Consider the following 22,172-nt stretch of genomic DNA (forward strand, 5'->3'; position numbering starts at 1 on the left):
GGCTTCGGCCGGGTTTTTTTATTGCCCACTCGAACCCCAGCTTGCCCCCTCGTTCAGCGGCTTGCCCAACGAGCAGCAGACAGAGCCCCCCACGCAAGCCGCCAGCAGATCAACGCCCTCCACCGTAGCACTTAGCATCCTGTACGCCACCAGCCACGCGCCGTACAATGCCGAGCCATAAAAATCCCTTTGCAAACGACAGAACGGCCCATCATGCGTACCAGTCAGTTCCTGCTTTCGACCCTCAAAGAAACGCCCTCCGATGCCGTGGTGATCAGCCATCAGTTGCTGCTGCGCGCCGGCATGATCCGCAAGCTCGCCTCAGGCCTGTACACCTGGCTGCCAATGGGCCTGCGCACGCTGCGCAAGGTCGAAAGAATCGTGCGCGAAGAGATGGACGCAGCCGGCGCACTGGAGGTGCTGATGCCCGCCATCCAGCCTGCCGAGCTGTGGCAGGAGTCGGGCCGCTGGGTGCAATACGGGCCGGAGCTGCTGCGCGTCAAGGATCGCCACGACCGCGAATTCTGCGTAGGGCCGACCCACGAGGAAGTGATCACCGATCTGGCCCGCAACGAGCTGAACAGCTACAAGCAGTTGCCGCTGAATCTGTACCAGATCCAGACCAAGTTCCGCGACGAGATCCGTCCGCGTTTCGGCCTGATGCGTGGCCGCGAGTTCATCATGAAGGACGCCTACTCCTTCCATGCCGACCAGGCTTCCCTGCAGCAGACCTATGACCGCATGCACCAGGCCTACTGCAACATCTTCACCCGTCTGGGCCTGAACTTCCGCCCGGTGGTGGCGGACAACGGCTCCATCGGCGGCGCCGGCTCCCACGAGTTCCACGTGCTGGCCGAATCCGGTGAGGACGATATCGTGTTCAGCAACGCCTCCGATTACGCTGCCAACATCGAGAAGGCCGAAGCCATTCCTCGCGAGTCAGCCCGCCCGGCGCCGAGCGAAGAGCTGCGCCTGGTCGACACCCCGAACGCCAAGACCATCCAGCAACTGGTCGAGGGCTACGACCTGCCCATCGAGCGCACCATCAAGACGCTGATCGTGCATGCCGAAGAAGAAGGCAAGCTGATCGCGCTGATCGTTCGTGGCGATCACGAGCTGAACGAGATCAAGGCCGCCAACCAGCCTGGCGTCGCCAGCCCGCTGGTAATGGCCTCGGACGCCGAGCTGCGCGATGCCATCGGAGCGGGCGCAGGCTCCCTGGGCCCGCTGAACCTGCCGCTGCCGATCATCATCGATCGCTCCGTAGAACGGATGAGCGATTTCGCCATTGGCGCCAACATCGACGACAAGCACTACTTCGGCGTCAACTGGGAGCGCGACCTGCCGGTACCGACCGTCGCCGACCTGCGCAACGTGGTGGCAGGCGACCCGAGCCCGGACGGCAAAGGCACCCTGGAAATCAAGCGCGGCATCGAAGTCGGGCACATCTTCCAGCTGGGCACCAAGTACAGCGAAGCGATGAACTGCCAGGTGCTGGGTGAGAACGGCAAGCCGGTCGTGCTGAGCATGGGCTGCTACGGCATCGGCGTATCTCGTGTGGTGGCCGCTGCCATCGAGCAGAACAGCGACGAGCGCGGCATCATCTGGAACGATGCCCTGGCACCCTTCCAGATCGCCCTGGTTCCGCTGCGCTACGAAACCGACGCGGTACGCGAAGCGACCGACAAGCTGTACGGCGAACTGACCGCAGCCGGCTTCGAAGTTTTGCTCGACGACCGTGACAAAAAGACCAGTCCGGGCATCAAATTCGCAGACATGGAACTGATCGGCATTCCGCATCGCATCGTGGTCAGCGACCGCGGACTGGCCGAGGGTAACCTGGAGTACAAGAGCCGCCTGGAAACCGAGGCTCAGCCAGTCGCCGTCGGCGAGATCCTGTCGTTCATCCAGAACCGTATCCGCCGCTGACCCGCAAAGAGCCGTCATGTTCAAGCGAAGCACCCTACGCCTTTTCGGCGCCACCACCTGTGGCGCCTTCTTTCTCGCTGGCTGCGCCAACCATCTGCCGCAGCGCAGCGAGCATGAGGAACGCGTCGAACGCAAACTGCTGAGCCACAGCCTGCAGATCGACGTAGGGCAGCCCGAAGTGCTGGAGCTGCCCCAGCGCAGGGTGCGCGTGCATGAGCAGAAGGTCTTCGAGGTGACGCCGTTCGAGGTCACCCGCCATTACGACCGCTACACGCCTTACCAGCCGTGGCGCGAGATTTATGAAATCCCGTTGGGCGCGGTGGCCATCGTCGGTGGCGTCGGCGCCAACGTGCTCAACGTGGTCGCGCTCGGGCGCATTCCGGACACCGCCACCAAGGATTGGATCAGCTATGGCGTGGCGGGCATCAACCCGTTCATGAACGTCGAGTCCAACGGTCGCTCCCAGCAGAACCTGGCCGGCATCGACGAAAAGCGCCAGGAAACCCGTACGGACTACTCCAGCCTGCCCTGGGCCGAACGCCCCGTCACCATAAAGGCCGGCGCGCAAACCCACGAGCTGCTCACCGACCGCAATGGCGTACTGCGCCTCAACCTGCTCGATGGCCCGTTCGCCGACCAGGACATCGCCCGCGTCGGCACCCTGCTGCTGACCGTGACCGACGAGCAGGATGCCACCAGCGCCGAGGCGACCCTGATGGTCAGCCGCACCCTGCGTGGCAAGCTGCGCGAAGCCCATGACCTGATCTACGACGACCTGGAGGGAGCCGAAGTCGAACAATGGGTGCATCGCGTCAAGCGTCTGTCCGACCTGGGTCTGGAGGAAGAAGCCAGCGAGCTCGAGCAGAGCCTGATCGAACTGACTCGCAACGACCCGGAGCTGCAGACTGAATTTCTGCGCTCGCTGACCCAGAACGCCGGGCGCCTCGCCGCCGACCCAGGTGAAGACTGACACCTAGCGCTGCACGATGAACCCCTGAGCGCCCTCGATCGGGCGCTCCTGCAGCGTCACGGCAAGTACGCGGGCACCGGGCGGCCCATGCTCCAGCCATTTGGCCAGCGAGCGGACTGCATCGCTTTCACCCTCGAACAGAACTGCCACGCGACCGTCAGGCAGATTGCGCACCCAGCCCGATAACTGCAAACGCGTGGCCTCTGCGGCCGTACTCTGGCGAAAGCCGACACCCTGCACGCGCCCTTCGACATATCCGTGCAGACAAACGCTGGTCATGAAATCAGCTCTCCTGGCGCAGCGCTGCAAGCCGCGCCTTCAGGCCTTCGGCGTCCTGCTCGCCGAGTAGGCGCTCACGCACCTTGCCCTGATCATCAACGATGTAGGTGACCGGCAGCGCATCGCTGGGCGGCAGTCCGTAACGCTCCGCCGGGTCCTTGGCCAGCACCGTGAACTCGATGCCCAGCGCCTCGGCCGCCTTGCTGAGCTCCTCGCCCTGCAGGCCATCGAAGTTCACGCCGAACACACCGATCGACTGTTTCTCCAGTTCCGGCGCCAGGGCGTTCAACTCGGGAATCTCGGAGCGACAGGGGCCGCACCACTCGGCCCAATAATTGATAACCAGCCACTGGCCTTCAAGGCGCTCAACCGCTACCTTCTGCCCATGCTGGTCGACACCGACGTCATCCGTGCAACCTGCCAGCACCACGCCGGCGATGAGCACCATCATGAGCCGAATGACTGACGGAAGTCGCTTTACCATGGAAATGGTCCTCGTACCGATAAGGTTGCTATGACACTGGATGCACTGCAGCTCGATGTACCCGACGCTATTGACGCTGACCCGCTCGACCAGGCAACCCTGGGCAGCAGCCTGAGCGCGGCTCGCCAACTGCCAGCCGAGGCTGGCCTGCTGGAGCTGACAGCCCTGCTCGCGCGCTTCAATCGCAGCGCGATGACCTTACTCGAAAGACAACGGGCGCTGCAAAATTTCAGCGATGAGTATCGCCACTATAGTGCGCAGCGCTCTCCTGCAGCAGCCGCCGAACAAACGCAGCTGTGCAGCGAGCTCGCCATCGGCTACAAGCGCCTGCTGCTGCAGATATTGCAGGGCCACAAGCCCTCCCAGCCGCACTTGGCCTGGTGCCTGTACATGGCTCAGCACTTCATCGCCCAGACTCTGCTGCGACATTTTCAGCAATACCGTGAGCCGAATGCCGACCTGTGGCGCGACAGCCATCTGCTGTACTGGCTTGGCGAGCGCCATGGCTGCCTTGACGAACCGGTGGCGGCAGCATTCACCCCCACGCCCGCCGACACCTTGCGGGGGCTCTATCAGCAGACGCTGCTGCTGGCGCTGAGCAATCCCCCGCACCTGCACCCGGATGAATGCCTGCGACTGTTCGCTGCTCTGGCGCCGCTGGCCGCTCTCGCGCGCCTGCTGCCCTGGGACGCGGAGGACAAATCCGAAGGCCCGCTCATCGACCTGCAACGTGCACAGGCATGCCTGACCTACCAGCAACGCCCCCAGGCAGGCAGCGAAACCGTGCGGCGCCTGGAGCTGGGCGCGCTGCTCGTCGCGCTCGGCGAGCCCGCACCACTGCGCAGCGCTGGAGAGCGCGACCTGCTCGAACGCGTGCACCATCACTGGCTGGGTACCGAACAGCGCCGACATTCGCGCACCCCGCAACAAAGCGACTGCCGGCTGGCCATCGGCATCCCGGCCATCCACGCACAGCTTCTCGAGCAGCGACCGCAGTGCACAGCAGCGCAGATTCTCGATATCGGCCCGGGCGGTGCCCGCCTTCTGTGCCCAGCTCACGCTGCCCACAGCTTACCAATCGGCCAACTGGTGCTACTGATCGCCGACAGCGACGTGCTGGCATTGGTGTGCTGGCGTCACCTCAATAGCGAGGGCCTTCACCTGGGCCTGCGTTACCTGAAGGGTCTAGCGCAGCCGACCTGGCTCAGGCGCGCCCCCAGCAGCCAGCCGCACCTGGGCATCCTGCAGAGCACACCCAAACCTCGGGAGGGCTGGCACCACGGACTGTGGGTGCCGCACAACCAGTTCAGCGACGGCGAAAACCTTTGGCTGCAGTTGCCCAACGCGGTCAACCAGAACCGCCTGCAGTTGCCCACATGCAACCTGGCCAGTGCCACGGTAAGCCGCCACCCCCTGGAACTGCCCTGATTGAGAACTCGATCACGCGCAAGGGCGGCCTGGCGCACAGTTTGATCGAGAGCATCCTTCTTATACTTCCCCGCTGACGTTCTTCGCCAGCCAGGGAATTCGCATGCCTAACGCCCACGACACACTGATCGGCCAAGTACCCGCGCACCTCATTCAGAGCGCTCAACTACAGTTGACCGAGTACGACGGGCGGGTCGCGGAGTTCAACGTGGCCGCCTGGCTGCACCTGCCGGGCCAGGCAGGCAGCCTGGTATCCCTGCAGGTTCGCTATCGCGATGGGAATCAGCTGCGTTCGATCAATCTGGATCACGCCAAGGTAGGCGTTCAGGACAGGATCCTGCTTTCCGGCATCGCGCGCCTGCCGGTGACCCAGCGCATCGAAGACATGCAGATACGCCTGCGCTCAGCGCAGTCCCAGGTCGAAGTGAAAGTCGAGGAGCTTTTCGTGCAGGCCGCCGAGCCCACGATCGCGCAGACGCGCGCCAGTCAGGCCAACGCCTGACCAATTCTCGCCGGCGACTCGCACGGCTCGCGCGGCGCCTCGCCTGTTAGCGGAACATCATCCACTGTGCCTGCCAGCGACTCGGGCCAGCTGCTGAAGCGCAGCCCGGTGATCCGGTTGAGATTCTCCAGCGCCCGCTCGCTATCTCGCCCATGGAGCATCACGACCTTGGAGGATGGTTTTGGCATTGCACGTACTCTTGGTGAGGCGAGATCGACTGCACGTAGCATAGCCAGAAACATGCCATGTTACTGACGCCAACACGCCGGCACCAAAGGATGGCATCGGGCTATCAACCTGACATCCGTGAGTGACGATAAACGTCACTTCCTGTCACTGCCCCGCCCCTCCAGCCAATGGGCCAAGCTGTCACCGAATAATAGGCTTTGCTCTTCATGCAGGCGCTTTAACGCTTCACGCAGTGCCGGATACCAGGGCTCATCCAGCTCGTCGGGCAGCTGGCTCAAGTGCGGCAATAGCCACGGGCTGCGCTCGAGCAACTGCTGCAGCGAGTAATGCGACAGATCGCGACTGAGCATCCAGCTATCGCCGCCGGTGCTGGCGACCAGGCGCTGGCTTTCCAGAAAGCTCAGCACCTCTTCCCACTCATGCTCGGGCAGCAACCAACCCTGGCGCTGTATATCCCGGTGGCGAACCTTGAGCCCGGTGCGCTGGCGCGCGTGGAACACCCGCAGGATGCCCAGCAACACCAGCGCCCTGGGCATCGCGCGCTTGCGCCATTGATGGGAAACGCCGAGGTTGCACACCAGCTCGGCCCCCAGCAGCACGATCAGCCAGCACAAGAAGATCCACAGGAGAAACAGCGGCACCGTGGCGAAGGCACCGTAGATCAACTGATAGCCCGGGAAGAACCGCACGTAGAAACCGAAGATGGCCTTGGCCAGCTCCAGCAATATCGCCGTGAACAAACCGCCCCACAGGGCGTGACGCAACGGCACCCGGGCGTTGGGCACCGCCGCGTACAGCAGAGTGAACGCCGCAACGCTGAATAAAAGAGGCGTGAAGCGCAGCAACGTCTGGGCACCGACCACCGCATCCGGACCGCTGAGCAGCGACAACGAGGCAACGTAGGTGCTGATCGCGAAGCCGGCGCCCAGCAGCATCGGCCCGAGGCTGAGAATCGCCCAGTACAACAGGAAGGTGGCGATACCGCGACGCGGCTGGCGCACCCGCCAGATGGTGTTGAAGGTGCGCTCGATGGTGACCAGCATCCAGAAGGCGGTGACCGCCAGCACCGCCACCCCGATCCAGGTCAGCTGCCGCGCCTGGGTGGTGAAATTGCGCAGGTACTCCTGCAGCGTCTCGCCAGCAGACGGCACGAAATTATGAAAGATGAACGCCTGGATCTGCTCGCCAGTTCCCTGGAAGGCCGGTACTGCGGAAAGCACGGCGAAGGTCACCGTCATCATCGGTACCACGGCGAACAGCGTGGTATAGGTCAGCGCCGCCGCGTTATCGGCACCGCGATTGTCGAAGAAGCGCTGCCAGAGGAATCGCCAGAATTCGAGCCAATCGTGCAAACGCTGCTGCATACCCACCTCACAAGGGCAGTCGGAAACGTGCGCATCATCGTCAGGCCGGCGCCATCAGGGCCGCAGGCAATGCAGACGAGCGGGAGAAGCTGGCCACAAGCCATTGTGACCGACGCATTACAGACGCTGGCTCGACACTTAGGTTCGCCCTGATTGCCGCACCCCGTTCAGCGCGAGCCGCCGACGCGGTTAGAATAGCCGCCATCTGCCGCCAGAAGCGACGACTGCCATGACTGAATTGACGCTTTATCACAACCCGCGCTGCTCGAAATCCCGCGCTGCCCTGCAACTGCTCGAAGAGCGCGACCTGCAGCCGGTCGTCGTGCACTACCTCGATACGCCGCCCAGCGCCGCAGAACTGCGTGAGGTTCTGAACAAACTCGGCCTGCCGCCCCGCCAACTGCTGCGCAGCGGTGAGGACGAGTATCGCGAACTTGGCCTGGCCAACCAGGCGCTGAGTGACGAGGACCTGATCGAGGCCATGGCCGCCCATCCGCGCCTGATCGAACGCCCGATCCTGATCGCCGGGGAACGTGCCGCGATCGGTCGGCCGCCGGAAAACATCTTGGAGCTGCTGCCATGAGCACGCCTTACATTCTGGTGCTGTACTACAGCCGCCACGGCGCCACCGCCGAGATGGCCCGACATATCGCCCGTGGCGTAGAAATGCAGGGCCTCGAAGCGCGCCTGCGCACCGTGCCGGCGGTTTCTGCCGAATGCGAAGCGGTCGCCGACGGCATTCCTGCCGAAGGCGCCCCCTACGCCAGCCTCGACGATCTGAAGAACTGCGCCGGTCTGGCGCTGGGCAGCCCGACGCGCTTCGGCAACATGGCCGCGCCCATGAAGTACTTTCTCGACGGCACCAGCAACCTGTGGCTGACCGGTAGCCTGGTCGGCAAGCCCGCGAGCGTCTTCACCTCCACCGCCAGCCTGCACGGCGGCCAGGAGAGCACGCTGCTGTCGATGCTGCTGCCGCTGCTGCACCACGGCATGCTGGTCGCCGGCCTGCCCTACAGCGAATCCGCGCTGGTCGAGACCCGCGGAGGTGGCACGCCATATGGCGCCAGCCACCATGCCGGCGCCGACGGCAAGCGCGCCCTAGATGAGCATGAGATCACCCTGTGCCGCGCTCTCGGTCAGCGGCTGGCGAGCATCGCCCTCAAGCTGAGCGACGGCCGTGGCTAAAACCGCCAGAGCGCTGCCGAACGTGGACTGGCTGCTGCCGCGCCTGCGCATCAGTCGCTACCTCAGCCTGGCCAGTTTCGTGGCGTTGGCGGCGCTGCTGCTGATCTGGAACCTGGGCTACGCCGCCGTTCCCAATTCGCTACTGTGGGCTGTGCTGGCCTTCCAACTGCTGCCGTTGCTGCTGCTCGCCCCCGGCCTCATCGGCGGCCACCCACGTACGCACTCGTGGGCCTGCTTCGTGGTGAACCTGTATTTCATCCAGGGCGTGCTAGCCGCGTTCGATCCTTCCAAGCGGCTGTTCGGCTGGCTGGAAATCCTGCTCAGCCTGACGTTGTTCATCAGCGCGCTGCTGTATACGCGCTGGTGCGCGCAGTACCAGCGTGTCGGCAGCGTTGAAGAAAGCGGCAAACAATAGAAACGATCCTAGACGGTAACTGAACTACCAGTCCAGGGTTTCCTTGAGGAAGGGAATGGTCAGCTTGCGCTTTTCCTGCAGCGAAGCCTGATCCAGGCGCTCGAGCAAATCGAACAGCGCGTTCATGCTGCGCTCGCCGCGAGTGAGGATGAAACGCCCCACGTCGTCACTCATATGCAGGCCGCGCCGCGACGCTCGCAGCTGCAGGGCACGCAGCTTGTCCTCGTCGGACAGCGACTGCAGCTGGAACACCAGGGCCAGGGTCAGGCGCGATTTGAGGTCGGGCAGCTTGATCGACAATTCGCGGGGCGATGCATTGGCGGAAAGCAGCAGACGGCGACCACTATCGCGCAGGCGATTGAACAGATGGAAGAGCGCTTCTTCCCAGGCGCGCTGGCCGGCAGCAGCCTCCAGATCATCCAGGCAGACCAGCTCGAACTGCTCCAGATTGTCGAGAATCGCCGGGCCATACTGCACCACCTCGGCCAGAGGCAGGTAGACGGCGCGCTCGCCGAGCTGCTCGAAGCGCAGGCAGGCCGCCTGCAGCAGGTGGCTGCGCCCGACACCCTCGCCACCCCACAGGTAGATCAGGCTCTCCGTCCAGCCCGCCTCGGCCTCGCACAGACGCTCCACGTACCCAAGGGCAGCGGCATTGGCGCCCGGGTAGTAATTGGCGAAGGTGGCGTCGTCGCGCAGACGCACACCCAGAGGCAGTTGAATCGGCTTCATGCTGGAGAGGATGGCTCGTCGGAGCCCGCTTGGCGCTCTGAATAAAGGTGGCGCAGTTTATACCCTTGGCGGCCGCCTGTCATTGCCGCACTTTCCAAGGCAATACAACAGGTTAGCCGCCCACGGCGGGTATCAACGCGCTTTGCGGCCCGGCTTTGGCTGAACCGTAGCCTGCCCCGCGTAAGCGTCGGACCGTTTGTAAAGTTCATGCACGTGGCGCAGCAGCACCATGATCACCGCGGCCACCGGCAGCGCCACCAGGATGCCGGTGAAACCGAACAGCTGGCCGCCGGCCATGATCGCGAAGATCACCGCCACCGGATGCAGGCCGATGCGGTCGCCGACCAGCAGCGGCGTCAGCAGCATGCCTTCGAGCAATTGACCGACCACGAACACGCCGGCAATCATCAACAGCGGATAAGGGTCGCCGCCGAACTGGAACAGCCCCGCCAGCAGCGCACTGCCGATACCCACCACCACACCGAGGTACGGCACGATGCTCGCCAGGCCAGCCAGCAGGCCGATCAACAGCCCCAGTTCCAAGCCGATGGCCATCAGGCCGACCGCATACATCGCACCGAGCGCCAGCATTACCAGAAGCTGACCGCGCAGGAACGCGCCCAGCACCTCGTGGCATTCACCGACCAGTTTCACCACCACGCCCTCGTTGTCGCGCGGCACCAGGCCGCGCAGCTTGCTGACCAGTAGGTCCCAGTCGCGCATCAGGTAGAAGCTGACCACCGGAATCAGCAGCAGGTTGGCCACCCAGGCCACCAGGGCCAGGCTCGACGCGGTGACCTGCGACAGCACCAGCCCGGCGATATCGGTGGTTTGCCCCAGGTGACCGGACAATGCCTTTTTCAATTCATCGAAGCGCCAGAAGCCCTCGTTCAGGCCGAGCTTGACCTGAACCCACGGCAAGGCCTGGTTCTGCGCCCAATCGAGCATCTGCGGTAGCAGTTCGTATAGCCGTACCAATTGCTTGCCGAGCATCGGAATCAACACCAGCAAAGCCAGGGCCATCAGCAGGGTGAACAGGCCGAATACCACGATCACGCCCCAGGTACGCGACAGCTTGAGGCGCTCCAGGCGATCGACCAGTGGATCGCCGAGGTAGGCGATCAGGATGCCCATCAGAAACGGCGAAAGAATCGGATGCAGCACGTACAGGAAGCCGCCCAGCACCAGCACGGCAGCGATCCACAGCCAGCGAGACGAAACGGGCATGCTCGATCCTCAGAAGCGAAAGTCAGGTCGGTGCGCACTCGCAAAACGACCTCGGCCATGGCCGAGGTCGTCGAAAGCGAAGCGGTTCAGTTGGCGGGCAGTCTACCAGCGAAAGTACAGAACATCGCCAGATGCATTGGCCGGTGCCGTTGGTGGCGCAGCCTGAGGTTCCACCGGCGCCTGACTGGCATCGACGGGTGCCTGGGGCTCGGCGGGCGCCGGCGCCTCGACGGCCAGTTCGGCAGCCGACACCTCGTGCAACTGCAGCAGGCCCAGTTGGGTGCGCAGCTGCTCGGCACTGGCGTTGACCTTGTAGATCAGCCGGTCGGCCTGCACCGACTGCAGTTGGGCGCCAAAGGGTTCGAGCACCCGCTGCAGCTCGGCGTAGCGCGACAGATCGGCGCCGATGATTTCCACCGTCTGCGTCGAACTGGCGCCCGGAGCGACGACGAAACGTGGAGCCAGGCGCTCGCTCACCGCCAGCAACACCGCATCGGCCAGCGCGGCCTGATCGGCGCCCTCGGCCTTGCCCTGCTCGCGCTCGTCGCCCAGCCACAGTTGCCAGCTGGCTTGCCACTTGCCGTCCGCTTCACTGGCGCGCACGGCCAGCAAGGCGTCGGCCCCGTAGCGCTCGGATGCCGAACGCAGCTCACCCGGATCCTTGGCACCAAGTGCCTCCTTGGTCGCCACCAGTTGCTCGCTGAGGTCGGCCAACGGCAGGCGCAACGGCAGGCCACGGTGCTGGGCCGCCTCGCGCAGCGGCTCGGCAGCGGCCTGGCCGTCACCGACCATGTTCGCGCCATCGACCGTCTCGTTCAGCCACCAGGCGAGAATCGCCGGGCGGTTGACGCCCCAGAGCGGCAAACCGGCCTGACGCAGGGAGCGATCGGTGGACACCGCATCGAAATCGACCACCAGGTGATCGCCCTCGTAACCGTACTGGCTGATGATCTGCTGCGGATCCTTGCGCAACTCCGCCAGCGTCGAGCCCTTGGCCGCATCCGGTTTGCCGGTCAGGCGCAGTACCAGCGTCTCGACCGCCCGCTGCAGGGCGGCATCGCGCTCCTCGGGCTGCTGGCTGGCAACCGTCTCGCGCACCTGATAGAGGTCACTCACGGTCGCTGCCAGGGTCGGCAGGCTCAAGAGTGACAGGCAGAGAAGCAGGGGGCGGAAGCTCGGGCGCATGAACGGAAAACTCTCGGCTTAAGAAGGCGGCGCGCGGTAACAGGCCGTGGCGCTATACCTTAGGGGCTGTTGCCATGGCATCGCAAGCCACGCGGCCATCAGCACTCAGGTAGGCTTGCGTGTGACCCGCCAGGGCCGGCCAGGTTTCACGCCGCCTGGCGACCCGTACTCGGCACGGTGGCTGGCCGCTGCCGGGCAAGCCTGATAAAATCGCGCGCCTTCGCAGAACGGCCCCAAGGGGCCGACGCTATTCCGACTTTCCCCTTCCAAAGGCCTGGATCTATGAGCAAGCAACCCTCCATCAGCTACAAGGACGCAGGTGTGGACATCGACGCAGGCGAAGCCCTGGTCGAACGCATCAAGGGCGTAGCCAAGCGCACCGCCCGTCCTGAAGTCATGGGTGGCCTGGGCGGCTTCGGCGCCCTGTGCGAGATCCCGGCCGGCTACAAGCAACCGGTGCTGGTGTCCGGCACCGACGGCGTAGGCACCAAGCTGCGCCTGGCGCTGAACCTGAACAAGCACGACAGCATCGGCCAGGACCTGGTCGCCATGTGCGTCAACGACCTGGTAGTCTGCGGCGCCGAGCCACTGTTCTTCCTCGACTACTACGCCACCGGCAAGCTGAATGTCGACGTGGCCGCCACCGTGGTCACCGGCATCGGTGCCGGTTGCGAACTGGCAGGCTGCTCGCTGGTCGGTGGTGAAACCGCCGAGATGCCGGGCATGTACGAAGGCGAAGACTACGACCTGGCCGGTTTCTGCGTGGGTGTGGTCGAGAAGGCCGAGATCATCGACGGTTCCAAGGTCGCTACCGGCGATGCACTGATCGCCCTGCCCTCCTCGGGCCCGCACTCCAACGGCTACTCGCTGATCCGCAAGATCCTCGAAGTATCCGGCACCGATATCGAAAACACCCAGCTCGACGGCAAGCCCCTGGCCGACCTGCTGATGGCGCCGACGCGCATCTACGTCAAGCCGCTGCTGGAGCTGATCAAGAACACTGGCGCAGTCAAGGCCATGGCCCACATCACGGGCGGCGGCCTGCTGGACAACATCCCGCGCGTACTGCCGGACAACGCCCAGGCAGTAATCGACGTGGCCAGCTGGCAGCGCCCGGCAGTGTTCGACTTCCTGCAGGACAAAGGCAACGTCGACGAGCATGAAATGCACCGCGTGCTGAACTGCGGCGTGGGCATGGTCATCTGCGTCGCTCAGGATCAGGTCGACACCGCCCTGCAGAGCCTGCGCAGCGCCGGTGAGCAGCCCTGGGTGATCGGCCAGATCGCCGCAGCAGCCGAAGGCGCCGAGCGCGTCGTGCTGAACAATCTGAAAACCCACTGATAGGCACCTAATGCCGCGATCCTGCAATGTAGTGGTGCTGCTGTCGGGCACCGGCAGCAATCTTCAGGCGCTGATCGACAGCACCGCTGACGGCGAGAACCCGGTGCGCATCGCCGCGGTGATCGCCAACCGCAGCGACGCCTACGGCCTGCAACGTGCGCAGGCCGCCGGCATCGCCACCCGGGTACTCGAGCACGGCGATTATCAGGGCCGCGACGCCTTCGACGCCGCCCTGATGGAGGCCATCGACGGATTCGATCCGCAACTGGTCGTGCTCGCCGGCTTCATGCGCATTCTCACCCCTGCCTTCGTGCGCCACTACCATGGTCGCCTGCTGAACATTCATCCCTCACTGCTGCCACGCCACAAAGGCCTGCACACTCATCAGCGCGCGCTGGAGGCCGGCGACACCGAGCACGGCTGCAGCGTGCACTTCGTGACCGAGGAACTCGATGGTGGCCCTCTGGTCGTACAGGCAGTAATCCCGGTACATTCGCAAGACACGGCCGCCAGCCTGGCGCAACGGGTTCACGCCCAGGAACACCGGATCTACCCGCTGGCCATACGCTGGTTCGCCGAGGGGCGTTTGCACCTCACGGAGGCCGGTCCCCAGCTCGACGGTGTTGCTCTGCCGGCCACCGGTTACCCCATCAATAGCAAGGAGACTCCATGCGCCGCGCCTTAATGCTTGCCCTGGCGTTGTTCAGCCTGCCTGCCCTCGCCGCAGAGCCGAAGCCCTTCTCCGCCAGCTACACCGCCGACTGGAAACAGGTTCCCGTCAGTGGCTCCGCCGAACGCAGCCTGCAGAAGCTCGAAGACGGGCGCTGGCAGTTGGTGTTCAAAGCCTCCATGCTGGTCGCCGGCTTGACCGAGCAAAGCACCTTCTCGGTCGAAGGCGATACCTTCCTGCCGCAGAGCTACAAGTTCGAGCGCAGCGGCCTGGGCAAGAGCAAGGACGTCGAGTTCGATTTCGACTGGTCGCAAAAGCAGGTGATCGGCAGTGATCGCGGCGACCCGGTGCGCTTCCCGCTCAACCGTGGCATGCAGGACAAGTCGACCTACCAGCTGGCCCTGCAGCACGACGTGGCCGCTGGCGAGAAAAGCATGAGCTATCAGGTGGTCGATGGCGACGAAATCGAAACCTACGATTTCCGCGTGCTCGGCGAAGAAGTGGTGCGCACCGCTGCCGGCCTGATCGACGCCATCAAGGTCGAGCGCGTACGCGACCCCACGCAAAGCAGCCGCAAGACCATCCTGTGGTTCGCCAAGGACTGGGATTACCTGCTGGTTCGCCTGCATCAGGTCGAGAAGGACGGCAAGGAATACCAGATCATGCTCAAGTCGGGCACCGTCGATGGCAAGACCGTGGAAGGTCGCCGCGACTGACCTGACCGCCACACACCAAAAAACCGGGGCTTGCCCCGGTTTTTTTATGCCTGGGATTCAGCTGCTGTCATCGAGAATTTCCAGAAAGCGAAGCGGTCGGGAACTTGTAACCAATTAATACAGTCACAAAATATGTCGTTGCTTAGCAGGCTAAGCACGAGCGCAACCGCCTTGCGCAGCATTTGTCCGGCAATACTGGAGAAATAGAATGAGCGTACTAGTAGTGACCGAGCGTGACGAACACCATATGTCCCACGAAGCCCAGGCCGAGGGCCTGCGGGTCTGGGATGTGTACCAGAACGATCAGCTGGTCGGCATCTTCCCCTCCGAGGAGGAAGCGGTCGCGTATCAGGCAGAGCTGAAAGCCCATGACCATGAGGCAGCTCATTCGGAATAAATCGAAATCCCATGAAAAAGCCCGCGATCGCGGGCTTTTTCATGCCTGGAGGTTCACCACATCAGGTCATCGGGCACCTGATAGGCTGCATACGGATCGTCCTCGTCAGGCGCCTCGGTTGGCGTGTTGAGCAGCAGCACACGCTGCGGATCACGCTCCTGAATGCGCAGCGCCGCCTCACGCGGGATCACTTCGTAACCGCCGCCATGACGCACGATGGCCAGCGAGCCGCGACTGAGCTTGTCGCGCATCAATGCGTTGACCGGCAGGCGCTTGACCTTCTTGTCATCGACGAAGTTGTAGTAATCCTCGGTGGTCAGCTTGGGCAGGCGCGACGCCTCGATCAGTTGCTTGATCTGCGCAGCACGGGCTTTCTGCTCGGCCTTTTCCTGCTGCTGACGATTGAGTTCCTGATCACGCGCGGCCTTCTCGGCCTTGGCCTGCTGGGCCGCGAGCTGGCTGCTGTTGTCTTCTTCAGCCTGGCCTTTCTTCACCATGCGCTGCTGTTTGTGCTGTTGCTTGCTGGCCTGCTTGACCTGCTTCTCGTTGACCAACCCGGCTTTGAGCAACTGGTCACGTAGTGAAATCGCCATAACCTACCTATGCGCAGACAATTTAACGGGATGGGACAAACCCATCTGACTTGGGGCTTTCAGCAGCCTGACTGCCGCTCACTTTTCTTGGCCTCGCCCCACAGGGCATCGAGCTCATCCAGGGTGCAATTCTCGATGGGCCGCCCGGCTTCGCGCAATGCCTGTTCGATGAAGCGGAAGCGCCGCTCGAATTTGCCATTGGCCGCCCGTAATGCGGCCTCGGGATCGACTTTCAGGTGGCGGGCCAGATTGGTGGCGCTGAACAGCAGATCACCGATCTCCTCGGCGACGGCTTCAGGGTCGTTCTCGCTGATCGCTTCGAGCACTTCATCGAGCTCTTCGCGCACCTTGTCGAGCACCGGCAAGGCATCCGGCCAGTCGAAGCCGACGCGGGCCGCGCGGCCCTGCAGCTTCTTGGCACGGCTCAGGGCCGGCAGCACGTTCGGCACGTCATCGAGCAACGACAACTGCTGCGGCGCCGCAGCACGCTCTGCGCGCTCCTCGGCCTTGATCGCTTCCCAGCGCTGTTTGACCTCGGCTTCGCCGAGGCGTGGCTGATCAACCGGCCCATACAGATCGCCATCGGGAAACACGTGGGGGTGGCGGCGCACCAGCTTGCGGGTGATGCCATCGACCACCGCGGCAAAATCGAAGCGCCCCTCCTCCTCTGCCAGTTGGCTGTAGTAGACGACCTGGAACAGCAGGTCGCCGAGCTCGCCCGGTAATTCGTCGAAAGCGCTGCGCTCGATGGCATCGGCCACTTCGTACGCTTCCTCAAGGGTGTGCGGCACGATGCTGGCGTAGGACTGTTTCAGATCCCATGGGCAGCCATGCTGCGGGTCGCGCAGGCGCGCCATCAGATTGAGCAGGTCAGGGAGTTGGTACATAAAGGGTCCAGTGAATGCGGGCACGAAGGTTCGTCACTTCGTGCCCGTTTACGACTCAAGGCGCTCGGTGGCGACGTGCCTCGATGATATTGGGCAGTTGCGACAGGCGGCCCAGCAGCCTGCCCAGCGCGTCCAGCCCTGGAATTTCCACGGTCAGCGACATCGACGCCGTGTTGTCTTCCTTGTTCGAGCGGGTATTGACCGCCAGCACGTTGAGCTTCTCGTTGAGCAGCATCTGCGTCACATCGCGCAGCAGACCGGAACGGTCGTAGGCACGAATGATGATGTCCACCGGGTAGGTCTGCACCGGCACCGGCCCCCAGCTGACCTGGATGATCCGCTCCGGCTCGCGGCTGCCGAGCTGCAGCACCGCCGCACAATCCTGGCGGTGAATGCTGACGCCGCGGCCCAGGGTGATGTAACCGACGATGGGGTCGCCCGGCAGCGGCTGGCAGCAGCCGGCCATCTGGGTCATCAGGTTGCCCACGCCCTGGATCTGGATATCGCCTCGCTTGCCCGGCTTGAAGCCCTGGGCCTTGCGAGGAATCAGCTCGAGCTGCTCGTTGCCGCGCTCCGGCTCGACCAGTTGCTGAGCCAGGTTGACCAGCTGCGCAAGGCGCAGATCCCCCGCGCCCAGGGAGGCGAACAGATCCTCGGCGGTGCGCAGGTTGGCCTTCTCGGCGAGCTTCTCGAAGTCCACCGGTGGCAAGGCGACGCGGGCCAGTTCACGTTCGAGCATGGTCTTGCCGGCGGCGACGTTCTGGTCGCGGTCCTGCAGTTTGAACCAGTGGACGATCTTCGCCCGCGCCCGGGAGGTGGTCACGTAACCCAGGTTGGAGTTCAGCCAGTCACGGCTCGGCGTGCCCTGCTTGCTGGTGATGATTTCCACCTGCTCGCCGGTCTGCAGACTGTAGTTGAGCGGCACGATGCGCCCGTTGATCTTGGCACCGCGGCAGTTATGGCCGATCTCGGTGTGTACGCGGTAGGCGAAGTCCAGCGGCGTGGCACCCTTGGGCAGGTCGATGGCGTGACCGTCCGGGGTGAACACGTAGACCCGGTCAGGCTCGATATCGACGCGCAACTGCTCGGCCAGGCCGCCGATGTCGCCCAGCTCCTCGTGCCACTCGAGCACCTGACGCAGCCAGGAAATCTTCTCTTCGTAATGATTGGAGCCGGATTTGACGTCGGTACCCTTGTAACGCCAGTGGGCGCAGACACCCAGCTCGGCTTCTTCGTGCATGTTGGAGGTGCGGATCTGCACCTCCAGCACCTTGCCTTCGGGACCCAGTACCGCCGTGTGCAGCGAGCGGTAGCCGTTCTCCTTGGGGTTGGCGATGTAATCGTCGAATTCCTTGGGGATGTGCCGCCACAGGGTGTGCACGATACCCAGCGCGGTGTAGCAGTCGCGCACCGCCGGGACCAGCACGCGCACTGCGCGCACGTCGTAGATCTGGCTGAACTGCAGGCCCTTGCGCTGCATCTTGCGCCAGATCGAATAGATATGTTTCGCCCGGCCGCTGATGTCCGCCTTGATGCCGGTGGCTTCGAGTTCCTCGCGCAGTTGCTCCATCACTTCGTTGATGTAGTGTTCGCGGTCCAGGCGGCGCTCGTGCAGCAGGTTGGCGATCTGCTTGTACTGCTCCGGCTCCAGGTAGCGGAAGGACAGATCTTCCAGCTCCCACTTGATATGGCCGATGCCCAGGCGGTGAGCCAGTGGCGCGTAGATGTCGAAGACCTCGCGGGCCACGCGCTGGCGGCGCTCCTCGTCGGTGTCCTTGACGGCGCGGATCGCGCAGGTACGCTCGGCCAGCTTGATCAGCGCGACGCGCACGTCGTCGACCATGGCCACCAGCATCTTGCGCAGGTTGTCGACCTGGGCCTGGGAGCCCAGCACCGTGGATTCACCGCGCGGGTTGAGGCTGGCGCTGATGGCCGCCATGCGCAGCACGCCCTCGATCAGCTTGGCCACCACCGGGCCGAAACGCTGACGCACGTCAGCCAGGGGAATCTTGCCTTCGCGCACGCCGCGGTAGATCACGGCGGCTACCAGGGAATCCTGGTCGAGCTTGAGGTCGGCGAGGATCTCGGCGATCTCCAGACCGGCGCTGAAACTGGACGCGCCTTCGGTCCACAGATTCTGCGCGGCATTGGCCTGTTGCTCGGCCGCCCGGGCGAATTCACAGGCGGCGCGCAACGCATCGCGATCGAGCGCCGGGTCGACACTCGTGACGTGCTCCAACCAGGCCTCGAGATTGATACTGCCATCGTCGTTGATGGGCTGGTGCACTCTAACCTGAACCATCTTTACCTTCCCTATCGCGGGGCACGCCCCGCTGAATGTCGCCAGGCTTCTGCGAGCCGGTCGGTTGACCAATCGGCGCAATCCCTATGCGCCACATCACTTGCCTTCAGCGCTCGAACAGCGCCATCGCTTCCACATGGGCCGTCTGTGGAAACATGTCCAGAATACCGGCTTTTTTCAACCGGTAACCTTGCTGCAACAATTCGCCACTGTCACGCGCCAGGGTGGTCGGGTTGCACGATACATAGACCAGCCGATCGGCGCCAAGACTGGCCATCTGCTTGACCACCTGCAGCGCACCGTCACGCGGCGGGTCAAGCACGATGGCATCGAAACCGCCGGCCGCCCAGCCAGTTCCGGCCAGCGGGTTGGACAGGTCGGCCTGGTAAAAGTGCGCATTGGCCAGGCCATTGCTACGGGCGTTTTCCGCCGCCCGCTCGACCATCGCCTGCACGCCTTCCACGGCAATCACCTCACGAGCGCGCTGGGCCAGCGGCAGGGCGAAGTTGCCCAACCCGCAAAACAGATCCAGCACTCGCTCGTCTTCACGCGGCGCCAGCCATTGCAAGGCCTGGGCCACCATGGCGGCGTTGACGGCCGCGTTGACCTGCACGAAATCGCCCGGTCGGTAGGCCAGCTCCAGGTTCCACGCGTCCAGCCGGTAGCCCAGCGACTGGCTGGCGCCTAGGGGTTGCGGCTCACCCTCGCCCTGCAGCCACAATTGCGCCTCGTGCACCGAACAGAACGCCTGCAGGCGCGCCGTGTCCACTTCGCTCAAGGGCTCGGTGTGGCGCACCAGCATGGCACTGGCGGTGCCCTGAAACAGTTCCACATGACCAATGGCACGCGGCGCCTGCAAGCCACCGAGCAGCGCCGGCAGTGCGCGCAGGATCGGTTGCAGCGGCTCGACCAGCACCGGGCACTCACTGATGGCGACGATGTCCTGGCTGGCCGCGGCGCGAAAGCCCACATCCAGGCGCTTGTTGCGTGCATCCCAGCGCACCGCAATACGGGCGCGGCGGCGGTAGGCGAACTCCGGGCCGGTCAGCGGCTCGGCCCAGATCTCAGGCTGCTGGCCGCCAAGGCGCTCGAGTTGTTCGGCGAGCTGGCGCTGCTTGAGCGCCAGCTGATCGCGATGGGAGATATGTTGAATGCTGCAACCGCCGCAGATGCGCGCATGTACGCAGGGCTCGGCGCGCCGCTCCGGGCTGGCCTGGAACACCCGTTCGGTGCGTGCGTCGATCACCTTGCTGCGGGCATCCAGCACCCGGGCTTCGATCTCTTCACCCGGCAGCGCGCCGCTGACGAACCAGGTGCGCCCGTCGATGAAGGCGATACCGCGTCCGTCGTTGGCCAGGCGCTCGATCTTCAGGCGCTGCTTCTTGCCCACCGGCACCTGGGCGGCACGGGTGCCGCCGCTGGGTTGAAAGCGCAGGCCGCCGTTCTTGCGGGCCATCAGTTCGCCACGGCGTCGTATACGCCGGTGGACAGGTAGCGGTCGCCGCGATCGCAGATGATGGCGACCAGCACGGCGTTCTCCAGTTCCCGGGACAGGCGCAACATGGCCGCCACCGCGCCGCCGGACGACACGCCACAGAAGATGCCCTCTTCGCGCGCCATGCGGCGCATCACGTCCTCGGCCTCGGCCTGGGCCATGTCGACGATACGGTCGACGCGCTCGGATTCGAAGATCTTCGGCAGGTACTCTTGCGGCCAGCGACGGATGCCCGGGATCGCCGCACCTTCCATCGGCTGCAGGCCGACGATCTGCACCGCCGGGTTCTGCTCCTTGAGGTAGCGCGACACGCCCATGATGGTGCCGGTGGTGCCCATGGAGCTGATGAAATGGGTGATCTGCCCGCCGGTCTGGCGCCAGATTTCCGGGCCGGTGCTGGTGTAGTGGGCGACCGGGTTGTCGCCGTTGGCGAACTGGTCGAGCACCTTGCCGCGGCCATCGGCCTGCATGGCCAGTGCCAGGTCGCGGGCGCCTTCCATACCCTCTTCCTTGCTGACCAGAATCAGCTCGGCGCCGTAGGCGGTCATCGCCGCCTTGCGCTCGGCGCTGGAGTTGTCCGGCATGATCAGGATCATTCGGTAACCCTTGATCGCCGCGGCCATGGCCAGGGCGATGCCGGTATTGCCCGAGGTGGCTTCGATCAGCGTGTCACCGGGCTGGATGTCGCCGCGCAGCTCGGCGCGGGCGATCATCGACAGCGCAGGGCGATCCTTCACCGAACCGGCCGGGTTGTTGCCTTCGAGCTTCACCAGCAGGGTGTTGCTGGTAGCACCGGGCAGGCGTTGCAGGCGAACCAGCGGCGTGTTGCCGACGCATTCGGCGATCGTGGGGTATTGCTGGGTCATGGCGTCGATCGGGTCCAGACGGCTGCAGGGGGCGGCCATGATACCGGCAAATCGACGCAACCCCTACTCCCCGCTGCGCGTGATAACGGGGCGCCGAACGGCGACCCGCTCGCGGCAAAGCCCGCACTCATCGGCCTTTGCGGCCACCGCACAGGAGCCAGCGAACCAGGCGATCTAAGCTGATAACCGAATCATCTAACGCCGCGTGATGCCGGCGATCACCGGTGTCCCGCTGACCGGGTCGCACATCAGCGTGCAGCGCACGTCATATAGCCGTTCGACCAGCTCCGGCGTAACGATCGCACCTGGCGCACCCTCGGCGATGATCTGCCCGGCCTTCATTGCCACCAGATGGTCGGCGTAACGGCAGGCGCTGGACAGGTCGTGCACCACCATGACCACCGTCTTGCCCGCCGCGGCGAGGTCGCGAATCAGCTCGAAGACCTCGATCTGGTGGCCGAGATCCAGCGCCGAGGTGGGCTCGTCGAGCAGCAGCAACGGCGTCTGCTGGGCCACCGCCATGGCGATCCAGGCACGCTGGCGCTGGCCGCCGGACATCGACTCCAGCGGGCGCTCGGCCAGCGCCTGCAGGTCGGCCACGCGCAGCGCTTCGTCGACGATCGCCTGGTCCTCGGCCGACCACTGGCGCAGCAGGCTCTGGTGCGGCTGGCGGCCGAAGCGAATCAGCTCGGAGACGGTCAGCCCGTCCGGCGCCGTGGCGTCCTGGGGCAGCAGCGCCAGTTGCCGGGCCACCTGTTTGGACGGCAGGCTACCGATAGCCTTGCCATTGAGCAGCACCGCGCCGGCCGTGGGCTTGTGCAGGCGCGACAGCCCCGCCAGCAGTGTGGACTTGCCGCAGCCATTGGGGCCGACGATGGCCGTAACCTGCCCCGGCGGGATGCGCAGGGACAAGTCGTCGATGATCGCCGCCTGCGGGTAACCCAGGCTCAGGCGCTCGGCCTGCAGGGTGACCGCGGCCTCGGGACGCGTGGCGAACAGGTTGGAGGTGGTCATTGGTT

Annotated in this window: 24 protein-coding genes; 11 read left to right on the top strand and 13 right to left on the bottom strand. The window is 64.4% G+C overall.

Translation table 11 applies throughout. From position 1 onward, the window contains the following. Positions 1–213 precede the first annotated feature (213 nt). Together BVH06_RS14100 and BVH06_RS14105 are read left to right on the top strand one after the other, a co-directional pair. Positions 214–1,929, top strand: a complete 1,716-nt coding sequence (locus BVH06_RS14100) for a proline--tRNA ligase (RefSeq protein ID WP_075934446.1) — start codon at positions 214–216, stop codon at positions 1,927–1,929. Positions 1,930–1,945: 16 nt separating this feature from the next. Next, on the top strand, positions 1,946–2,899 hold the full coding sequence (locus BVH06_RS14105) for a hypothetical protein (protein ID WP_075934447.1): 954 nt from the start codon (positions 1,946–1,948) through the stop codon (positions 2,897–2,899). Positions 2,900–2,902: 3 nt separating this feature from the next. Here the strand turns inward: BVH06_RS14105 and BVH06_RS14110 are convergent, their stop codons facing one another. Both BVH06_RS14110 and BVH06_RS14115 read right to left on the bottom strand, forming a co-directional pair. Beyond that, positions 2,903–3,178 carry an acylphosphatase gene (locus BVH06_RS14110; RefSeq protein WP_075934448.1) on the bottom strand — a complete coding sequence of 92 codons (276 nt, stop codon included), beginning with the start codon at positions 3,176–3,178 and terminating at the stop codon, positions 2,903–2,905. A gap of 4 nt (positions 3,179–3,182) precedes the next feature. Next, complete coding sequence (locus tag BVH06_RS14115; protein ID WP_371915293.1) at positions 3,183–3,629, bottom strand: TlpA disulfide reductase family protein; 447 nt, start codon at positions 3,627–3,629, stop codon at positions 3,183–3,185. A gap of 63 nt (positions 3,630–3,692) precedes the next feature. Here BVH06_RS14115 and BVH06_RS14120 point away from each other — a divergent pair, with 63 nt between their 5' ends. Then, positions 3,693–5,090 (top strand): PilZ domain-containing protein, encoded by a 1,398-nt coding sequence (locus BVH06_RS14120; RefSeq protein WP_075934450.1) that lies wholly within the window; start codon positions 3,693–3,695, stop codon positions 5,088–5,090. A 103-nt stretch (positions 5,091–5,193) separates the two neighbouring features. After that, a complete protein-coding gene (locus tag BVH06_RS14125; RefSeq protein WP_075934451.1) occupies positions 5,194–5,592 on the top strand; it encodes a hypothetical protein in 399 nt (132 codons plus the stop codon). Here BVH06_RS14125 and BVH06_RS14130 read toward each other — a convergent pair. Beyond that, positions 5,577–5,780 (bottom strand): hypothetical protein, encoded by a 204-nt coding sequence (locus BVH06_RS14130; RefSeq protein ID WP_075934452.1) that lies wholly within the window; start codon positions 5,778–5,780, stop codon positions 5,577–5,579. The two genes, BVH06_RS14125 and BVH06_RS14130, sit on opposite strands and share 16 nt — an antisense overlap. A 135-nt stretch (positions 5,781–5,915) precedes the next feature. Further along, positions 5,916–7,145 carry a YihY family inner membrane protein gene (locus BVH06_RS14135; protein WP_075934453.1) on the bottom strand — a complete coding sequence of 410 codons (1,230 nt, stop codon included), beginning with the start codon at positions 7,143–7,145 and terminating at the stop codon, positions 5,916–5,918. Positions 7,146–7,374: 229 nt separating this feature from the next. Between BVH06_RS14135 and arsC the strand changes: the two genes are divergently transcribed. Genes arsC through BVH06_RS14150 form a run of 3 tightly spaced genes read left to right on the top strand, consistent with a single transcriptional unit; the run spans position 7,375 to position 8,745 of the window. Continuing rightward, positions 7,375–7,728 (top strand): arsenate reductase (glutaredoxin), encoded by a 354-nt coding sequence (gene arsC / locus BVH06_RS14140; protein ID WP_075934454.1) that lies wholly within the window; start codon positions 7,375–7,377, stop codon positions 7,726–7,728. Then, on the top strand, positions 7,725–8,330 hold the full coding sequence (gene wrbA / locus BVH06_RS14145; protein ID WP_075934455.1) for an NAD(P)H:quinone oxidoreductase: 606 nt from the start codon (positions 7,725–7,727) through the stop codon (positions 8,328–8,330). Before arsC ends, wrbA begins: the two co-directional genes overlap by 4 nt. Beyond that, the gene (locus BVH06_RS14150; RefSeq protein ID WP_075934456.1) at positions 8,323–8,745 is read left to right on the top strand and encodes a DUF2069 domain-containing protein; all 423 of its coding nucleotides are present in this window, start codon (positions 8,323–8,325) and stop codon (positions 8,743–8,745) included. Before wrbA ends, BVH06_RS14150 begins: the two co-directional genes overlap by 8 nt. A 24-nt stretch (positions 8,746–8,769) precedes the next feature. Here BVH06_RS14150 and hda read toward each other — a convergent pair whose 3' ends face one another. From hda to BVH06_RS14165, 3 genes are all read right to left on the bottom strand, one after another. After that, positions 8,770–9,474 (bottom strand): DnaA regulatory inactivator Hda, encoded by a 705-nt coding sequence (hda, locus tag BVH06_RS14155; protein WP_075934457.1) that lies wholly within the window; start codon positions 9,472–9,474, stop codon positions 8,770–8,772. Positions 9,475–9,606: 132 nt separating this feature from the next. Beyond that, positions 9,607–10,701 carry an AI-2E family transporter gene (locus tag BVH06_RS14160; protein WP_075934458.1) on the bottom strand — a complete coding sequence of 365 codons (1,095 nt, stop codon included), beginning with the start codon at positions 10,699–10,701 and terminating at the stop codon, positions 9,607–9,609. Between the two features lie 102 nt (positions 10,702–10,803). Beyond that, the gene (locus BVH06_RS14165; protein WP_075934459.1) at positions 10,804–11,886 is read right to left on the bottom strand and encodes a DUF2066 domain-containing protein; all 1,083 of its coding nucleotides are present in this window, start codon (positions 11,884–11,886) and stop codon (positions 10,804–10,806) included. A 282-nt stretch (positions 11,887–12,168) separates the two neighbouring features. On the opposite strand from BVH06_RS14165, the gene purM reads away from it, so the two are divergent. The 4 genes from purM (at position 12,169) to BVH06_RS14185 (ending at position 15,010) form a co-directional block, all read left to right on the top strand. Next, a complete protein-coding gene (gene purM, locus BVH06_RS14170) occupies positions 12,169–13,227 on the top strand; it encodes a phosphoribosylformylglycinamidine cyclo-ligase (RefSeq protein WP_075934460.1) in 1,059 nt (352 codons plus the stop codon). 10 nt (positions 13,228–13,237) lie between these two features. Beyond that, on the top strand, positions 13,238–13,912 hold the full coding sequence (purN, locus tag BVH06_RS14175) for a phosphoribosylglycinamide formyltransferase (protein ID WP_075934461.1): 675 nt from the start codon (positions 13,238–13,240) through the stop codon (positions 13,910–13,912). Further along, positions 13,897–14,613 carry a DUF3108 domain-containing protein gene (locus tag BVH06_RS14180; protein WP_075934462.1) on the top strand — a complete coding sequence of 239 codons (717 nt, stop codon included), beginning with the start codon at positions 13,897–13,899 and terminating at the stop codon, positions 14,611–14,613. Before purN ends, BVH06_RS14180 begins: the two co-directional genes overlap by 16 nt. 208 nt (positions 14,614–14,821) lie before the next feature. Beyond that, positions 14,822–15,010 carry a hypothetical protein gene (locus tag BVH06_RS14185; protein WP_075934463.1) on the top strand — a complete coding sequence of 63 codons (189 nt, stop codon included), beginning with the start codon at positions 14,822–14,824 and terminating at the stop codon, positions 15,008–15,010. A 53-nt stretch (positions 15,011–15,063) separates the two neighbouring features. On the opposite strand, the gene BVH06_RS14190 is transcribed toward BVH06_RS14185, so the two are convergent. The 6 genes from BVH06_RS14190 to BVH06_RS14215 all read right to left on the bottom strand — a co-directional run bounded on the left by BVH06_RS14190 (position 15,064) and on the right by BVH06_RS14215 (position 22,167). After that, entirely contained in the window at positions 15,064–15,603 is a 540-nt protein-coding gene (locus tag BVH06_RS14190) for a DUF2058 domain-containing protein (protein ID WP_070885463.1), read from the bottom strand. 59 nt (positions 15,604–15,662) lie between these two features. After that, positions 15,663–16,490, bottom strand: a complete 828-nt coding sequence (gene mazG, locus BVH06_RS14195; RefSeq protein WP_075934464.1) for a nucleoside triphosphate pyrophosphohydrolase — start codon at positions 16,488–16,490, stop codon at positions 15,663–15,665. A gap of 55 nt (positions 16,491–16,545) precedes the next feature. Further along, on the bottom strand, positions 16,546–18,792 hold the full coding sequence (relA, locus tag BVH06_RS14200; protein WP_075934465.1) for a GTP diphosphokinase: 2,247 nt from the start codon (positions 18,790–18,792) through the stop codon (positions 16,546–16,548). Positions 18,793–18,898: 106 nt separating this feature from the next. After that, positions 18,899–20,248: a 23S rRNA (uracil(1939)-C(5))-methyltransferase RlmD gene (rlmD, locus tag BVH06_RS14205; protein WP_075934466.1), complete on the bottom strand. Its 1,350-nt coding sequence runs from the start codon at positions 20,246–20,248 to the stop codon at positions 18,899–18,901. Continuing rightward, positions 20,248–21,153, bottom strand: coding sequence for a cysteine synthase CysM (gene cysM / locus BVH06_RS14210; RefSeq protein WP_075934683.1), 906 nt, complete (start codon positions 21,151–21,153; stop codon positions 20,248–20,250). Before cysM ends, rlmD begins: the two co-directional genes overlap by 1 nt. Before the next feature lie 195 nt (positions 21,154–21,348). Then, a complete protein-coding gene (locus BVH06_RS14215; protein WP_075934467.1) occupies positions 21,349–22,167 on the bottom strand; it encodes an ABC transporter ATP-binding protein in 819 nt (272 codons plus the stop codon). Positions 22,168–22,172: the final 5 nt, after the last annotated feature.

Origin of the sequence: Pseudomonas sp. PA27(2017) (assembly GCF_001945445.1) — a bacterium.
In the GTDB taxonomy this organism is placed as follows: Bacteria; Pseudomonadota; Gammaproteobacteria; order Pseudomonadales; family Pseudomonadaceae; genus Aquipseudomonas.

Bases quoted from the DNA above. Each gene is read 5' to 3' on its own strand.
- BVH06_RS14100 (WP_075934446.1), top strand. From the start codon at position 214: ATGCGTACCAGTCAGTTCCTGCTTTCGACCCTCAAAGAAACGCCCTCC.
- BVH06_RS14105 (WP_075934447.1), top strand. From the start codon at position 1,946: ATGTTCAAGCGAAGCACCCTACGCCTTTTCGGCGCCACCACCTGTGGC.
- BVH06_RS14110 (WP_075934448.1), bottom strand. From the start codon at position 3,178: ATGACCAGCGTTTGTCTGCACGGATATGTCGAAGGGCGCGTGCAGGGT.
- BVH06_RS14115 (WP_371915293.1), bottom strand. From the start codon at position 3,629: ATGATGGTGCTCATCGCCGGCGTGGTGCTGGCAGGTTGCACGGATGAC.
- BVH06_RS14120 (WP_075934450.1), top strand. From the start codon at position 3,693: ATGACACTGGATGCACTGCAGCTCGATGTACCCGACGCTATTGACGCT.
- BVH06_RS14125 (WP_075934451.1), top strand. From the start codon at position 5,194: ATGCCTAACGCCCACGACACACTGATCGGCCAAGTACCCGCGCACCTC.
- BVH06_RS14130 (WP_075934452.1), bottom strand. From the start codon at position 5,780: ATGCCAAAACCATCCTCCAAGGTCGTGATGCTCCATGGGCGAGATAGC.
- BVH06_RS14135 (WP_075934453.1), bottom strand. From the start codon at position 7,145: ATGCAGCAGCGTTTGCACGATTGGCTCGAATTCTGGCGATTCCTCTGG.
- arsC (WP_075934454.1), top strand. From the start codon at position 7,375: ATGACTGAATTGACGCTTTATCACAACCCGCGCTGCTCGAAATCCCGC.
- wrbA (WP_075934455.1), top strand. From the start codon at position 7,725: ATGAGCACGCCTTACATTCTGGTGCTGTACTACAGCCGCCACGGCGCC.
- hda (WP_075934457.1), bottom strand. From the start codon at position 9,474: ATGAAGCCGATTCAACTGCCTCTGGGTGTGCGTCTGCGCGACGACGCC.
- BVH06_RS14160 (WP_075934458.1), bottom strand. From the start codon at position 10,701: ATGCCCGTTTCGTCTCGCTGGCTGTGGATCGCTGCCGTGCTGGTGCTG.
- BVH06_RS14165 (WP_075934459.1), bottom strand. From the start codon at position 11,886: ATGCGCCCGAGCTTCCGCCCCCTGCTTCTCTGCCTGTCACTCTTGAGC.
- purM (WP_075934460.1), top strand. From the start codon at position 12,169: ATGAGCAAGCAACCCTCCATCAGCTACAAGGACGCAGGTGTGGACATC.
- purN (WP_075934461.1), top strand. From the start codon at position 13,238: ATGCCGCGATCCTGCAATGTAGTGGTGCTGCTGTCGGGCACCGGCAGC.
- BVH06_RS14180 (WP_075934462.1), top strand. From the start codon at position 13,897: ATGCGCCGCGCCTTAATGCTTGCCCTGGCGTTGTTCAGCCTGCCTGCC.
- BVH06_RS14185 (WP_075934463.1), top strand. From the start codon at position 14,822: ATGAGCGTACTAGTAGTGACCGAGCGTGACGAACACCATATGTCCCAC.
- BVH06_RS14190 (WP_070885463.1), bottom strand. From the start codon at position 15,603: ATGGCGATTTCACTACGTGACCAGTTGCTCAAAGCCGGGTTGGTCAAC.
- mazG (WP_075934464.1), bottom strand. From the start codon at position 16,490: ATGTACCAACTCCCTGACCTGCTCAATCTGATGGCGCGCCTGCGCGAC.
- relA (WP_075934465.1), bottom strand. From the start codon at position 18,792: ATGGTTCAGGTTAGAGTGCACCAGCCCATCAACGACGATGGCAGTATC.
- rlmD (WP_075934466.1), bottom strand. From the start codon at position 20,248: ATGGCCCGCAAGAACGGCGGCCTGCGCTTTCAACCCAGCGGCGGCACC.
- cysM (WP_075934683.1), bottom strand. From the start codon at position 21,153: ATGACCCAGCAATACCCCACGATCGCCGAATGCGTCGGCAACACGCCG.
- BVH06_RS14215 (WP_075934467.1), bottom strand. From the start codon at position 22,167: ATGACCACCTCCAACCTGTTCGCCACGCGTCCCGAGGCCGCGGTCACC.